Origin of the sequence: Serratia sp. JUb9, assembly GCF_014298095.1 — a bacterium.
GTDB lineage: Bacteria > Pseudomonadota > Gammaproteobacteria > Enterobacterales > Enterobacteriaceae > Serratia_B > Serratia_B rhizosphaerae.
The window spans coordinates 2,056,683-2,070,654 of the sequence record NZ_CP060416.1 but is presented as its reverse complement, the minus strand read 5'-3'; the positions used below and the strand labels follow the sequence as shown (position 1 = coordinate 2,070,654).

The following is a 13,972-nucleotide window of genomic DNA, read 5'->3' as shown; positions in this document are numbered from 1 at the left end:
ATATTCACAATTAAAGGTTCGGGCTGTTGCCCACGGCGTCAATCACCGTCCACTCAGGTATCGGCGTTGCCCTTGCAACCTTTAGATTTTTTTTATTTTTTTTTCATGCCTGGCCAATGACGCAAATAACACGCTTTTTCCCTCTTCTATTGCCCTATCGGTTTTTGCTTTTTTGCATAAACTTTTCCACCGCTGGGCCGATAACGCAATAAGCGAATACATCAACCAAGGAGCACGACCCATGGCATCGATCAGTTCATTAGGCATCAGTACCGGCATGGATCTGAATGGATTACTGGACAAATTAAGCCAGGCGGAGCAGCAGCGTCTGACGCCCTACACCACACAGCAAAGCAGCTACAACGCCAAACTGACCGCTTACGGCACGCTGAAGGGCGCGCTGGAGAAGTTCGACAACCTGAGTAAAGAGCTGGCTAAACCCGAGTTTTTCACCAATACCACCGCCAGCAAGCACGATCAGTTTAATGTCACCACCAACGCCAAAGCGGTGCCGGGCAACTACACCATCACCGTCGACCAGCTGGCGCAGCCGCAAACGCTGACTACCGACGCCAAGATTGCCAGTCAGACGGAGAAGCTGGGCACAACCGGCGCCGGCGACCGCTCCCTCACCCTGACCACCGGCAACCCGCCGAAAGCGGTGAACATCCCGCTCAGCGACGACCAGACCTCGCTGGTGGAGATGCGTGACGCCATCAACGGCGCCAAGGCGGGCGTCAACGCCAGCATCATGCGCGTCGGTGATAATGAGTACAAACTGGCCATCAGCGCCAGCACCCCGGGCGCAGAGAGCAAAATCTCCGTGCAGGTGAATAACGACGACAAACTGGGCGCGGTACTGAACTACGACGGCGTCAGCGGCAAAGGCGCGCTGCAGGAAACGGTGAAAGGCCAGGATGCCAAAGTCACCATCAACGGCACGCAGATTCAGCGCAGCACCAACGCTATCTCCGATGCGCTGCAGGGCGTGACGCTGGATCTGAAAACCCTCACCAAGCCCGGCGAATCGCAGAATCTGGTGATTGAAGCCGATAAAGGCGGCTCCGCCGATAAGATCAAAGAGTGGGCCGACAGTTACAACTCCCTGCTGGATACCTTTAACTCGCTGACCAAGTACACGCCGGTAAAAAGCGGCGAGGCGCAGTCAAACAGCAACGGCGCGCTGCTGGGCGACAACACCCTGCGCGGCATTCAGTCATCGATCAAAAACGCGCTGAGCGCCGCGCAGGACAACCCGGAGCTGAAGGGGCTCGGCAACCTGGGCATCAAGACCGATATCAAAACCGGCAAGTTGGAAGTCGACAGTGAAAAACTGAAAAAAGCGATTGAGGAAAAGCCGGATCAGGTGGCGAACTTTTTTGCCGGCAACGGCAAAGACAGCGGCATGGCGACGGAGATTCATAACGAAATCCAGAACTATATCAAGGCCGGCGGCATTATTGAGAACTCTACCAAGAGCATCAACAGCAGCCTTGACCGGCTGAATACGCAAATCACCCGCGTGACGGAAAGTATTCAGAACACCATCGACCGCTATAAACAACAGTTCGTACAGCTGGACACCATGATGTCGAAACTGAACGGCACCAGTAACTACTTAACTCAGCAGTTCTCTTAACACAGATTAACCACAGGTAAATAAAACAGCATGTATAACCGTAGCGGAACACAGGCCTACGCACAGGTCGGTTTAGAAAGCGGCGTCATGAGCGCCAGTCCGCATCAGTTAATCGTAATGCTATTCGACGGGGCGCAAAATGCCCTGTCGCGCGCGCGCATACTGATGGAACAAGGCAATATCACCGGTAAAGGCCAGGCGTTGTCCAAGGCGATAAACATTATCGACAACGGCCTGAAAAGCGGGCTCGACCACCAGCAGGGCGGCGAGATCGCCGCGCAGCTCGACGCGCTGTACGACTATATGAAACGCCGTCTGCTGCAGGCTAATCTGCATAACGACCCGCAGGCGCTCGACGAAGTGGCGAAGCTGCTGGAAAATATCGCCGACGCCTGGCGACAGATTGGCCCCAATTATCAACCCGCGCAGGACGCCATTTAATGGAACGCCAACAGCAACTGTTATCCGTCTATCAGCACATTGCCGGCCTCAGCGCACAAATGCTCGCGCTGGCGCAAAACGGCGACTGGGATCGCCTGGTGGAACTTGAGCTGACCTACGTCACCGCGGTGGAAAAAACCGCAGACTTTTCTGACGTGATGGCTTCATCCATGGCGCTGCAGGAACTGCTGCGCCATAAGCTGCAGCAGATTCTGGATAATGAAACCCAACTGCGCGCCTTATTGCAGCAGCGCCTGACAGAGCTAAAGTCTTTAATCGATCGGTCAACGCGGCAAAGCGCCGTTAACGCCGCCTACGGGCAATTCCACGACCGCGCCCTGCTGTTAGGGGAGCCGCAGAACCCATAATCGCCCTACCCGATTCCCGCCGCAGGCCGCAGCGTTGATAACGCTTTAACGTCCGGCACGGTTTTCGTTTATCCTGTTTACTTTATTCACGGTGGCAACGGTTTCTTTGGCAGACGCCGTTTAGCCGGCGGGAAAAACAATGGATAAATATCATCCCGACATGGACGTTTTCTGTTCAGCAGGAAATTAATTTTTGGCAGGAAATAAGCAGAACTGCGCGTCACCGCGTATGGAAAAAAGTTGCTCCAATGGGCGGCAACGCGTAAAGATATTCTCAGAGACTGGCTGCGAAGCGAATATCGATGGAACGCACAATTAATCTTTGTCCCGGGATCGGTAGCTCGGCGCATATTATTCAACATACTGAATTATTACTCCCTTCAGTGTATTTCGAACAACCTCACCTGTACCTGATCCAGGAGGGGTGCAAACGCATCCGTTGGCAACAGCAGGAAGTGGTGGCGAACGCCGGCGATCTGCTGCTGATTGATGGCGGACAGACCGTTGACATTATTAACAGTATTTCCGATAAGGGCCGCTTCAGCTGCCATTTGATCACCTGCGATCCGTTGCTGTTCAGCGCTTCGCCTGCGCCGGTTGATTTATCTGCAGCCAGCGCGTTTTCCGGCGTCCGGACGCTGCCGGATATCCCCTGCGGATTTATTCACAGCTTTGAAACCACGCACCTGGCACTCACGTTACACCACAGTTTTCCTCAGGCGATCACCCGCCATAAACTGCTGGAAATTTTGCTCTGGCTGGCGCAATACGGCATCAAATTTGTCCACGGCGAAGTCAAAGATCTGACGCAGCGCGTACGCCGCTGCCTGGCGACCGATCCGCACAGCATCTGGAGCGCGGCAAAGGTGGCCGCCAGTTTATCGATGAGCGAAGTGGTGCTGCGGCGTAAGCTGTCAGCAGAAAATACCGCTCTGCGCAACCTGATGATCGACGTGCGCATGAGCAGCGCGCTGGCGTTGCTGCAATCCACCGACTGGCCGATCTCCGCCATTGCCCAACACGTCGGCTATGAGAGCGCCTCCCGCTTTGCCGAGCGTTTCCGCAAACGCTTCGGTTTCGCCCCCACCGCCATCCGCGGGCATCAGCGCGTTATGGAGGCGGCGACCGGCTGAGAACATCACGCCATTTGCCCTAGGACAGGGCAAGTGGCGTGATGGCTTAACTCAGGCTCGGGATAATAATGGCGGCAAAGACGGCGGCAATAACCAGCCATTTCAGCAGATAATAGCCGCGACGGTGGCGTTTTTTCAGCCGTTGCCCTGCATCGCGGATTGCATTGACGTATTTGAAAATACGGTTAATAAAACCGGTGCGATCCTGTTCGTCATTAGGCGAACTGGCCGCCGACATCAGCGTCTTGCCGACCCAGTGGTTCACCGCCTGCGCCCAGCCCCATTTCATCGGCCGCTCGATATCGCAAAACAGGATGATGCGCGTCTGATCCGTGCCGTTTTGCGCCCAGTGCACGTAGGTTTCGTCAAAAATCACCGCCTGACCGTCACGCCAGCTGTGGCGCTGGCGATCCACTTCAATAAAACAGCGGTCGTCATTCGGCGTCACCAGCCCCAGGTGATAGCGCACCGATCCGGCATAAGGATCCCGGTGCTTGCCCAGATGGCTGCCGGCGGGCAACTCGGCAAACATCGCCGCCTTAACCGACGGGATCTGGTTTAGCAACGCCACGGTGTTGGGACACAGTTCCAACGCCGAAGGATGGGTATCGCTATACCATTTAAGGTAAAAACGCTTCCAGCCGCGCTTGAAAAAGGTATTGAACCCGGCGTCGTTGTGGCTTTGCGCCGCCTTGATATGGTCCTGCAAACGCAGGGCTTCCTCGCGAATCACCTGCCAGCTGTCAGTCAGGTGCTGCAGCTCGGGAAAAGTCTGCGGCGCAAAGTAAGGCTGTTTGGCCGGCAGGCAGGAGAAACCGGTCATAAACATGTTGATCGGCCCCATAAAGGTGGAGTGATCGAAAAGTTGTCTGCTAACTTTTTGTTTTTCCTGCCCGCGGGAGTGGGCGTAAATAAAGCTGATAATAAAAATGCCGATGATAATTACTGCAACCATAGAATCCGTCCTATAGAGTCGTTCTGTCAAAATCGCAGGAATTATAATTTCACGCCCAAAAAAATTTAATTATTTTGTGCCTTTTAGTTAAATGAATGTTAAACAAATAGTTTTTAGCCGCTAATCTCACGTCGACGGCGGGCCAGTTAACGGCGGAGAAGGCAAGCGGCCATGTCGCCATGGCCGCGTAAACGGTTACTGTGTAATCATGAGATAAATTAATACAATCAGAATAGCTATTATCACAAAACTTATTCTACGCCATCCGGCTTCACTTTTTAAACTCATACTGTTCCCTGTGTTAACTGCATCAAATAATAACGCCGATATTTTAATTCATTACATTTTAAATAACCATCGCCTGTCGTTTTTTTTCTTCGCGAATATTTAATAAGTCGATGAAAATCACCTTGCAGCCAAAAATATCGTGTTTTAATTCCATGCATAACAATTTTCAATTAGAATGCCATTTCAAATAACACATTAATCCTGCTGCTTACTATGAAAATAATATCCGTACGGGAACACCCGGAGTTAGCCGAAACCGCCATCGCCTATTTTCAACGCCAGTGGGCCACGCCAGAAACGATAATGATGTACCGCGATGCCATTATCCATGCCATCAACGCTGAAAATCCGCTGCCGCAGTGGTATCTGCTGATGCAGAATCAGGAAGTTATCGGCTGTGCAGGGTTAATCACCAATGATTTTATCAGCCGTGGCGAGCTTTATCCCTGGCTATGCGCGCTGTTTATTGAAGAACAGCATCGCGGCCAGGGGCACGCCACCCGGCTGATTCAGCATATCGCGGCGCAGACCAGGGCGCTGGGGTTTACTCAATTGCACCTGTGCAGCGACCTGACAGGCTTTTACGAAAAACTGCAGTTCGTTTCCAACGGCATCGGCTACCATCCGTGGGGAGAAAGCTCGCGTATTTATACGCTGAAATTATAGTTCAACTTGATTAATCAACATATTATGACGCCGGCTCACTCTATGCCGCCGGCCGGCGCCAGAAAATCACCTACCCCTGCCAGGGAATCGGCATCCTGCCGTACTTACCCAGTTTGAATGTCGCGCTGCCTGTTGCAATCAGATCGCCCTCGGCATTATGCAAAAAACCCTCGGTAAACACGATGGAACCTGTCTTGCGCACTATTTTGCCAATGCCTTTGATCTTTCCCGGCTGCGCCGGACTGATAAAACTGGTTTTTGATTCAATCGTTACCGCCAGCAGCGGCGTCGGCAGCGTAATATAGACCGCCGGCCCCATCGCATCATCCAGCATTGCCGACAGGATCCCTCCCTGAATACAACCCAGCGGATTGGTCAACACCTGTTCTGCGTCGTACTCCACCTGAACTTTCATCGCATCATCATCATAGTGGACGAATTTCCATCCCAACATCTTTGAGACCTGCGACAGAATAACGTCACCTTTAACTACGCGTAAAAAGTAGGGATCGTTCTGCATGGCAACCACCTCCAGTTATGAAAGAGTACTCTGGAAAATACATAAAAATTATTTCACTTTCATACTTAGGATAGTTGAGCAAAAAACAATCACCAGTTTCTTTTTAACACGTTCGAATCATCCAGAATGGCCATAAAAAACAGTAAGGGGCACAGGCAACTTCGGTGCGTTCAAGAAAAACGGCTTATGCCATAAATGCGTGAGTTAACCCAAAGAAAAGATGTGCGCAGTGGGGCCAAGCGACTATTTCCGCCACCGAGTGGCGGCGCCGACCAGCGGACGGTTTATTATCTGGGACTCTCACCTTTCCTGCCATGGCATCACCCATCTGTCAGCCGTCTTATCCCGCTACACCTGCATATTCATAATATCCTGATACGCCGCCACCAGCTTGTTGCGCACCTGAATACCCAACTGCATCGACACCGATGATTTCTGCAGATCCACCATCACATCATTCAGACTGATGCCCGGCACGCCCCGCTCAAAATCCTGCGCCTGTTTGCGCGCCGCCTGCTGGTTATCGCTGATTTTACCCAGCGCGGCCTTCAGCTCACCGGCGAAGCTGACGCCCTTCGCCGGCTGCGCCGCGCCTGAGCCGCCGGCCTGCAGCGCCGTTGCCTGCAACTGCTGCAGCACGCCTTCAATCCCCTGAATCGCCATTCCGTTCCCCTGTTAGTGGTTATCGTCACCGGGTTGCTGTACGCCCGACACAATTTTGATGATGCACACCCTAGCACAGGCTTTTGCCGCTAAAGCGGTTAATTAACTGCAAAAAACGCGGCTTATCGGGCCATCAAAATCATCGTCCGGGGCAAATAATGGCATGCCCAAAATGGGGACAGTTTTAACCCGTCAAGTTATGTGCATCATGGAGTCTGTTTTGTCACCACACAACGCTAAGCATTTTGTTCAGCCAGGTAAGGGGCCAGCATGAGCGCCTCAATCACCAGCGGTGAAAACCGTGAAAATGGCCTTCAGGCCCAGTGGAACCGCCTGCGCGCCAATCCTAAAATCCCGTTGCTGATTGCAGCCTCCGCTGCGATAGCCATCGTGGTGGCGCTGTTGTTATGGGTGAAAAGTCCGGATTACCGCGTGTTGTACAGCAACCTGAACGACCGGGACGGCGGCGCGATCGTCACGCAGCTCACGCAGATGAACATCCCCTACCGCTTTGCCGATAACGGCGCGGCGCTGATGGTTCCCGCCGATAAGGTGCACGAAACCCGTCTGCGTCTGGCGCAGCAAGGGCTGCCGAAAGGCGGCGCCGTCGGTTTTGAACTGCTCGATCAGGAAAAATTCGGCATCAGCCAGTTCAGCGAACAGATTAATTACCAGCGGGCGCTGGAGGGCGAACTGTCGCGCACCATCGAATCGCTGGGGCCGGTGCAGAATGCGCGGGTGCATCTGGCGCTGCCCAAGCCGTCGCTGTTTGTGCGTGAGCAAAAATCCCCTTCCGCCTCGGTCACTCTGACGCTGCAACCGGGCCGGGCACTGGATGACGGCCAAATCAACGCCATCGTCTATATGGTCGCCAGCAGCGTGGCCGGCCTGCCGCCGGGCAACGTGACGGTGGTCGATCAGGCCGGCCGGCTGCTGACGCAGTCCGACGGCAGCGGGCGCGATCTTAACGCCGCGCAGCTGAAATACGCCGGCGAAGTGGAAAGCCGCTACCAGCGCCGCATTGAAGCGATTCTGGCGCCGATCGTCGGCAGCGCCAACGTACGGGCGCAGGTAACCGCACAGATTGATTTCGCTACCCGTGAACAGACCGATGAACAGTACCAGCCCAACCCAACGCCGGAGAAGGCCGCCATCCGCTCGCGTCAGCTGAGCCAGAGCGACCAGATCGGCGGCCCGCAGGTGGGCGGCGTGCCGGGCGCACTCTCCAATCAGCCAAGCGCAGCGCCTGCTGCGCCGATTGAAACGCCGCCGGCCAATAACGCCGATGCCCAGACCAAGGCGCAAACCAATGCTGGCAACAACGCCGTCAGCGGGCCGCAAAACAGCCGCCGCGATGAAACCACCAACTACGAAGTCGACCGCACCATCCGCCATACCCAGCACCAGGCCGGTACGGTACAGCGCCTGTCCGTGGCCGTGGTGGTCAACACCCTCGGCACGGATAAAGACGGTAAGCCAGTCATGATGGACAAAGCGCAGCTGGCGCAGGTGGAATCGCTGGTGCGCGAGGCGATGGGCTACTCCAGCGCGCGCGGCGACTCATTGAACGTGGTCAACTCGCCGTTCAGTGATGTAGAGGTCGGCGGCGGCGAACTGCCGTTCTGGCAGTCGCAGCACTTTATCGATCAACTGCTGAACGCCGGCCGCTATCTGCTGATCGCGCTGATTGCCTGGCTGCTGTGGCGCAAACTGGTGCGTCCGCAGTGGCAAAACCGTCAGGCGCAACAGCAGGCCACCGCCGCAGCCACAGCCGCACCGGCCCACGCCGCCGAAGGCGGCAGCAACCCCAGCAATGAGGAACTGGTGCAGCGCAGGCGTTCACAGCAGCGCGTCAGCGCCGAAGTTCAGAGCCAGCGCATCCGCGATTTGGCGGATAAAGATCCGCGCATCATCGCCCTGGTAATCCGCCAATGGATGAGTAACGAATTATGAGTCTGACAGGTACAGAAAAAAGCGCCATCCTGCTGATGACGCTGGGAGAAGACCGCGCCGCCGAGGTATTCAAACACCTCTCGTCGCGCGAAGTGCAACAGCTGAGCGGCACCATGGCCAGCATGCGGCAGGTATCGCACAAACAGCTGGGCGATATTCTGACGGAGTTTGAGGACGATGCCGAGCAGTATGCCGCGCTCAGCGTCAATGCCAGCGACTATCTGCGTTCGGTATTGGTAAAGGCGTTGGGCGAAGAGCGCGCCTCCAGCCTGCTGGAAGATATTCTCGAATCGCGGGAAACCACCTCCGGGATGGAAACGCTCAACTTTATGGAGCCGCAGAGCGCTGCCGACCTGATCCGCGACGAACACCCGCAGATTATCGCCACCATTCTGGTGCATCTGAAACGCGGCCAGGCGGCGGATATTCTGGCGCAGTTCGAGGAACGCCTGCGCAACGACGTGATGCTGCGAATCGCCACCTTCGGCGGCGTGCAGCCGGCGGCGCTGGCGGAGCTGACCGAAGTACTCAACAACCTGCTCGACGGCCAGAACCTCAAGCGCAGCAAAATGGGCGGGGTGCGCACCGCCGCCGAAATCATCAACCTGATGAAGACCCATCAGGAAGAGGCGGTGATCGACGCGATGCGCGACTACGACGGCGAGCTGGCGCAGAAGATCATCGACGAGATGTTCCTGTTCGAAAACCTGGTGGAAGTCGACGATCGCAGCATCCAGCGCCTGCTGCAGGACGTGGAAAGCGAGTCGCTGCTGATCGCCCTGAAAGGCGCGGAGCAGCCGCTACGCGAGAAGTTTCTCAAGAATATGTCGCAGCGCGCCGCCGACATTCTGCGCGACGATCTGGCCAACCGTGGTCCGGTACGGATGTCGCAGGTGGAAAACGAACAGAAGGCAATTTTGCTGATCGTCCGTCGTCTGGCGGAAAGCGGCGAAATGATTATCGGCGGCGGCGAGGATACCTATGTCTGACAGCAGCTCCCCACTCGCCTGGCAGCCGTGGCAGCTTAACGATTTAGCGACGCCGATGCCGCCGGAGGAGGACGCGACGGAAGCCGCGCCGATGCCGGCGGACACGACGCCTGATGAGGCGGAAAGCGAGCGGCAGCATCTGGCAGCGCTGCGCCTGCAGGCGCAGCAGCAGGGCCATCAGCTGGGCCATGACGAAGGTCGGCAACAGGGCTATCAGGAAGGCTATCAGCAAGGCCTTGCTGAAGGGCGCCAGCAGGGCATCGAACAGGGCGAACAGCAGCAGCAGCCGCTGACCGAACAGTGGCGGCAGATGGTCGGCGAATTCCAGCATACGCTGGATGCGCTGGACAGCGTGATCGCCGCACGCCTGATGCAGCTGGCGCTTACTGCCGCCAAACAGGTGCTCGGCCAGCCGCCGGTCTGCGACGGCACCGCCCTGCTGGCGCAGATCCAACAGCTGATTCAGCAAGAACCGATGTTCAGCGGCAAGCCGCAGCTGCGTGTGCATCCCGATGATTATCCGCGCGTGGAGCAGCAGCTCGGCGTAACCCTGAGCCTACACGGCTGGCGGCTGCTGGCCGACGGCGATCTGCACCCCGGCGGCTGCAAAGTCAGCGCTGAGGAAGGCGATCTCGACGCCAGCCTGGCCACCCGCTGGCACGAAATCTGCCGCCTGGCGGCGCCGGGGGACGTATGACGACGCCCCGCCTCAGCCGCTGGCTCAGCGCGCTGGATACGCTGGAGCAGCGCATTCAACATGCGCCGCCGGTGCGCCGTTACGGCCGCCTGACCCGCGCCACCGGGCTGGTTCTGGAAGCCACCGGCCTGCAGATGCCGCTCGGCGCCACCTGCCTGATAGAGCGGCACTGCGCCGGCGAGATCCAGGAAGTGGAAAGCGAAGTGGTCGGTTTTAACGGCCAGCACCTGTTTCTGATGCCGCTGGAAGATGTGGAAGGCATCGTGCCCGGCGCGCGGGTGTACGCCCGTCTGGCGCCGGAGGGGCAAAGCGCCGGCAAACAGCTGCCGCTCGGCCCCGCCCTGCTCGGCCGGGTATTGGACGGCGGCGCCAAACCGCTCGACGGTCTGCCGGTGCCGGAGACCGGCTATCGCGCGCCGCTGGCCACCGCGCCGTTCAACCCACTGCAGCGCACACCGATCGAACAGGTGCTGGACGTCGGCGTGCGCACCATCAACGGCCTGCTGACCGTCGGCCGCGGCCAGCGCATGGGGCTGTTTGCCGGCTCCGGGGTGGGTAAAAGCGTGCTGCTCGGCATGATGGCGCGCTATACCCAGGCCGATGTGATCGTGGTCGGGCTGATCGGCGAGCGCGGCCGGGAGGTGAAAGACTTTATCGAAAATATTCTCGGCGCCGAAGGCCGCGCCCGTTCGGTGGTTATCGCCGCGCCGGCCGACGTGTCGCCGCTGCTGCGGATGCAGGGTGCCGCCTACGCCACGCGCATTGCCGAAGATTTCCGCGATCGCGGTCAGCACGTGCTGCTGATTATGGACTCCCTGACCCGCTACGCCATGGCGCAGCGGGAAATCGCGCTGGCGATCGGCGAACCGCCGGCTACCAAAGGCTACCCGCCGTCGGTGTTCGCCAAGCTGCCGGCGCTGGTGGAACGCGCGGGCAACGGCATCAGCGGCGGCGGTTCCATCACCGCCTTTTATACCGTCCTGACCGAAGGCGACGACCAGCAGGATCCGATTGCCGATTCGGCGCGCGCCATTCTCGACGGCCATGTGGTGCTGTCGCGCCGGCTGGCGGAATCCGGCCACTATCCGGCCATCGACATCGAAGCGTCCATCAGCCGTGCGATGACCGCGCTGATCGACCAGGAGCACTACCGTCGGGTGCGCGATTTCAAACAGATGCTGGCCAGCTACCAGCGTAACCGCGACCTGATCAGCGTCGGCGCCTATTCGGCCGGCAGCGATCCGCTGCTGGACAAGGCGATGGCGCTGTATCCGCAGATGGAGGCCTATCTGCAGCAGGGCATTTTCGAACGCAGCGGCTATGACGAAGCCTGCCAGCAACTGCAACAGCTGATCGTTTAACCACACGGGAGCCAGGCACGATGAAATCAGACTCGCCACTGCTGACGCTGCGCGACCTGGCGCAAGAGGCGGTGGAACAGGCCACTCAGCAGCTGGGCCAGGCGCGTCAGGCGCAGCAGGCGGCGGAGCAGCAGCTTTCCATGCTGCTTAATTACCAGGATGAATACCGGCAAAAACTCAACGCCACGCTGAGCCACGGCATGGGTTCCGCCAGCTGGCAAAACTATCAGCAGTTTATCGCCACGCTGGAACAGGCCATCAGCCAGCATCGCCAGCAGTTACAACAGTGGAGCCAGAAAGTGGAACAGGCGATGAAACAGTGGCAGGACAAACGGCAGCGGCTGAACGCCTTCGACACCCTGCATACGCGCGCGCTGCACGCCGAACAGCAGCGGGAAAATAAACGTGACCAAAAACTGATGGATGAGTTTGCTCAACGTCGTTCACACAGGAACAGTAACCTATGAACCTCACCCTTCTGCCCGGCCTCACGCCGGCAGGCGACGCCGCAACCGACGGCCTGGTGCCGGCTGCCGATAACGATGCGCTGTCATCGGCGTTCGCGCAGCTGCTCGGCGAGCGTTTTCGCCCCGCCGGACAGCGCTCGGGCGTGCCGCAGCCTTTGGCCGCCGATGCGGAGCCGACGCCGGGCGATGGTGCGCTCAGCCAACTGCTGAACGTCCCGGAACAGTTCGAAACGCTGGCGAACCTCACCGCACGAGCGCCGGCCGACGCGGCGGTGGCGCAGGATGATACGTCGGAACCCCCGACCGTATCCGCACTGAAAACCCATGACGCGCCGGATGCCGCTACCTTACAGGCGCTGTTGGCTATGCTGCCGGCGATTGCGGCACCGCAGCCGGATGAACAACGCGCCGTCCCAGCGCCCGCGGATAACCGCCCCCCCGGCAGGCCGTCCGCCCCGGCGGTCTCATTGATCGGCGCATTGCATGACGATGCCGCGCCGTCTGCCGAGCGCGTCGCTACGCCGGTAACGCCTCGTCAGACGCCGGCAGCGCAAAATAGCGAGGCCGACGCCGCGCCGCTGGCGATCAAAACGGACCTCTTCACCGCCGATCGCGTACCGCTGAGTACCGATAGCGCATCGTCGCCGGCGCCGCAGCACGCCATGACGCCAGCCCCGCAGTTCACCGCATCACAGCCCGCAGCGGCGGTAGCGGCTCCGGCCGCGCCGCTGCTGAACGCGCCGCTCGGCAGCCCAGAATGGCAGCAGGCATTAAGCCAGCAGGTGCTGATGTTCCACCGCGGCGGCCAGCAAAGCGCCGAACTGCGCCTGCATCCTCAGGAACTGGGGTCGCTGCAGATTACGCTGAAGCTGGACGATCAGCAGGCGCAGCTGCACATCGCCTCGGCGCACGGTCAGGTGCGCGCCGCGGCGGAAGCCGCCATACCGCATCTGCGCCATGCGCTGGCGGAAAGCGGCATCAATCTGGGCCAGAGCAGCGTTGGCGGCGACGCGACGCCGCAACAGTCGCAGCAGCAGGCCTCACAGGAGCACGGCCGGTCGCCTTCCTACCGTGAGCAGCACGGCGGTGCGGATCTGCCGGCGGAAGCGACGGCCGCTCCGCCAACCCTGCAGGCGCTGGCGCGGGCGGTTGACGGCGTCGATATCTTCGCCTGACGCAGCGCGGCAAACGCCGAAGCTGACACGTTTTTCCCCGTCTATTCAGGCTATTGCATGCCGGGATAGACGGGATAATAACGCCATCTTTATCTCCCCTATTTGTCAGGGGGACGCACGGGCGAGCTCTGCGCGTGCCAATAACAGGAATTTGATTAAGTAATGTCACAAAATACCCTGCCAACGGCGCCGAAAAAGCGCCCGCTATTGGTCATCCTGTTGCTGCTGATCACCGTCGCCGCCTGCGGTGCGGCGGGTTACAGCTGGTGGCTGCTGCAACAAAAAGGCCACGGCGACGGCACCGCCGCAGCCAAACCGCAGCCGCCGGCGGCGCCGGTATTTATGCCGCTCGACACCTTTACCGTCAATCTGCTGACGCCGGACAACAACCCCGACCGCGTGCTTTACATCGGCCTGACGCTGCGGCTGCCGGATGAGGCGACGCGCCGCCGGATGAACGATTTTCTGCCGGAGGTGCGCAGCCGTCTGCTGATACTGCTGTCCCGTCAGGAAGCCGCGCAGCTGGCCAACGAACAGGGAAAACAGCAGCTGGTGGCGCAGATCAAAGAAGTGCTCAGCCCGCCGCTGGTTAACGGCCAACCCAATCAGGTGGTCAGCGATGTGCTGTTCACCGCCTTCATCCTGCGGTAATCCACT

15 protein-coding genes are annotated in these 13,972 nt (G+C 58.6%); 12 read left to right on the top strand and 3 right to left on the bottom strand.

Annotated features, from left to right (window positions below; all coding sequences use genetic code 11):
* Nucleotides 1-241 precede the first annotated feature (241 nt).
* The 4 genes from fliD to HF675_RS09795 all read left to right on the top strand — a co-directional run bounded on the left by fliD (nucleotide 242) and on the right by HF675_RS09795 (nucleotide 3,581).
* The gene (gene fliD / locus HF675_RS09810) at nucleotides 242-1,639 is read left to right on the top strand and encodes a flagellar filament capping protein FliD (RefSeq protein WP_111736898.1); all 1,398 of its coding nucleotides are present in this window, start codon (nucleotides 242-244) and stop codon (nucleotides 1,637-1,639) included.
* A gap of 30 nt (nucleotides 1,640-1,669) precedes the next feature.
* Nucleotides 1,670-2,080, top strand: coding sequence for a flagellar export chaperone FliS (fliS, locus tag HF675_RS09805; RefSeq protein ID WP_105231561.1), 411 nt, complete (start codon nucleotides 1,670-1,672; stop codon nucleotides 2,078-2,080).
* A complete protein-coding gene (gene fliT, locus HF675_RS09800) occupies nucleotides 2,080-2,448 on the top strand; it encodes a flagella biosynthesis regulatory protein FliT (protein ID WP_105231562.1) in 369 nt (122 codons plus the stop codon). The genes fliS and fliT overlap by 1 nt, the downstream gene beginning before the upstream one ends.
* 302 nt (nucleotides 2,449-2,750) lie before the next feature.
* The gene (locus tag HF675_RS09795; protein WP_105231563.1) at nucleotides 2,751-3,581 is read left to right on the top strand and encodes a helix-turn-helix transcriptional regulator; all 831 of its coding nucleotides are present in this window, start codon (nucleotides 2,751-2,753) and stop codon (nucleotides 3,579-3,581) included.
* Nucleotides 3,582-3,627: 46 nt separating this feature from the next.
* Here HF675_RS09795 and lpxO read toward each other — a convergent pair whose 3' ends face one another.
* Nucleotides 3,628-4,536 carry a lipid A hydroxylase LpxO gene (gene lpxO / locus HF675_RS09790; RefSeq protein WP_187044516.1) on the bottom strand — a complete coding sequence of 303 codons (909 nt, stop codon included), beginning with the start codon at nucleotides 4,534-4,536 and terminating at the stop codon, nucleotides 3,628-3,630.
* Nucleotides 4,537-5,037: 501 nt separating this feature from the next.
* On the opposite strand from lpxO, the gene HF675_RS09785 reads away from it, so the two are divergent.
* Nucleotides 5,038-5,490 carry a GNAT family N-acetyltransferase gene (locus HF675_RS09785; protein WP_187044515.1) on the top strand — a complete coding sequence of 151 codons (453 nt, stop codon included), beginning with the start codon at nucleotides 5,038-5,040 and terminating at the stop codon, nucleotides 5,488-5,490.
* Nucleotides 5,491-5,560: 70 nt separating this feature from the next.
* On the opposite strand, the gene HF675_RS09780 is transcribed toward HF675_RS09785, so the two are convergent.
* Both HF675_RS09780 and fliE read right to left on the bottom strand, forming a co-directional pair.
* Nucleotides 5,561-6,010 carry a PaaI family thioesterase gene (locus tag HF675_RS09780; protein ID WP_105231566.1) on the bottom strand — a complete coding sequence of 150 codons (450 nt, stop codon included), beginning with the start codon at nucleotides 6,008-6,010 and terminating at the stop codon, nucleotides 5,561-5,563.
* Between the two features lie 348 nt (nucleotides 6,011-6,358).
* Complete coding sequence (gene fliE / locus HF675_RS09775; protein ID WP_187044514.1) at nucleotides 6,359-6,673, bottom strand: flagellar hook-basal body complex protein FliE; 315 nt, start codon at nucleotides 6,671-6,673, stop codon at nucleotides 6,359-6,361.
* A gap of 270 nt (nucleotides 6,674-6,943) precedes the next feature.
* On the opposite strand from fliE, the gene fliF reads away from it, so the two are divergent.
* From fliF to fliL, 7 genes are all read left to right on the top strand, one after another.
* Entirely contained in the window at nucleotides 6,944-8,626 is a 1,683-nt protein-coding gene (fliF, locus tag HF675_RS09770) for a flagellar basal-body MS-ring/collar protein FliF (RefSeq protein WP_187044513.1), read from the top strand.
* Nucleotides 8,623-9,615 carry a flagellar motor switch protein FliG gene (gene fliG / locus HF675_RS09765; protein WP_105231569.1) on the top strand — a complete coding sequence of 331 codons (993 nt, stop codon included), beginning with the start codon at nucleotides 8,623-8,625 and terminating at the stop codon, nucleotides 9,613-9,615. The genes fliF and fliG overlap by 4 nt, the downstream gene beginning before the upstream one ends.
* A complete protein-coding gene (gene fliH, locus HF675_RS09760; RefSeq protein ID WP_105231570.1) occupies nucleotides 9,608-10,312 on the top strand; it encodes a flagellar assembly protein FliH in 705 nt (234 codons plus the stop codon). The genes fliG and fliH overlap by 8 nt, the downstream gene beginning before the upstream one ends.
* Nucleotides 10,309-11,673, top strand: coding sequence for a flagellar protein export ATPase FliI (gene fliI, locus HF675_RS09755; protein ID WP_187044512.1), 1,365 nt, complete (start codon nucleotides 10,309-10,311; stop codon nucleotides 11,671-11,673). The genes fliH and fliI overlap by 4 nt, the downstream gene beginning before the upstream one ends.
* A 20-nt stretch (nucleotides 11,674-11,693) precedes the next feature.
* Nucleotides 11,694-12,140: a flagellar export protein FliJ gene (gene fliJ, locus HF675_RS09750; RefSeq protein ID WP_105231572.1), complete on the top strand. Its 447-nt coding sequence runs from the start codon at nucleotides 11,694-11,696 to the stop codon at nucleotides 12,138-12,140.
* Nucleotides 12,137-13,315, top strand: coding sequence for a flagellar hook-length control protein FliK (locus HF675_RS09745; protein WP_187044511.1), 1,179 nt, complete (start codon nucleotides 12,137-12,139; stop codon nucleotides 13,313-13,315). The genes fliJ and HF675_RS09745 overlap by 4 nt, the downstream gene beginning before the upstream one ends.
* Before the next feature lie 162 nt (nucleotides 13,316-13,477).
* Complete coding sequence (gene fliL, locus HF675_RS09740; RefSeq protein ID WP_187044510.1) at nucleotides 13,478-13,966, top strand: flagellar basal body-associated protein FliL; 489 nt, start codon at nucleotides 13,478-13,480, stop codon at nucleotides 13,964-13,966.
* The last annotated feature ends 6 nt before the right edge of the window (nucleotides 13,967-13,972 follow it).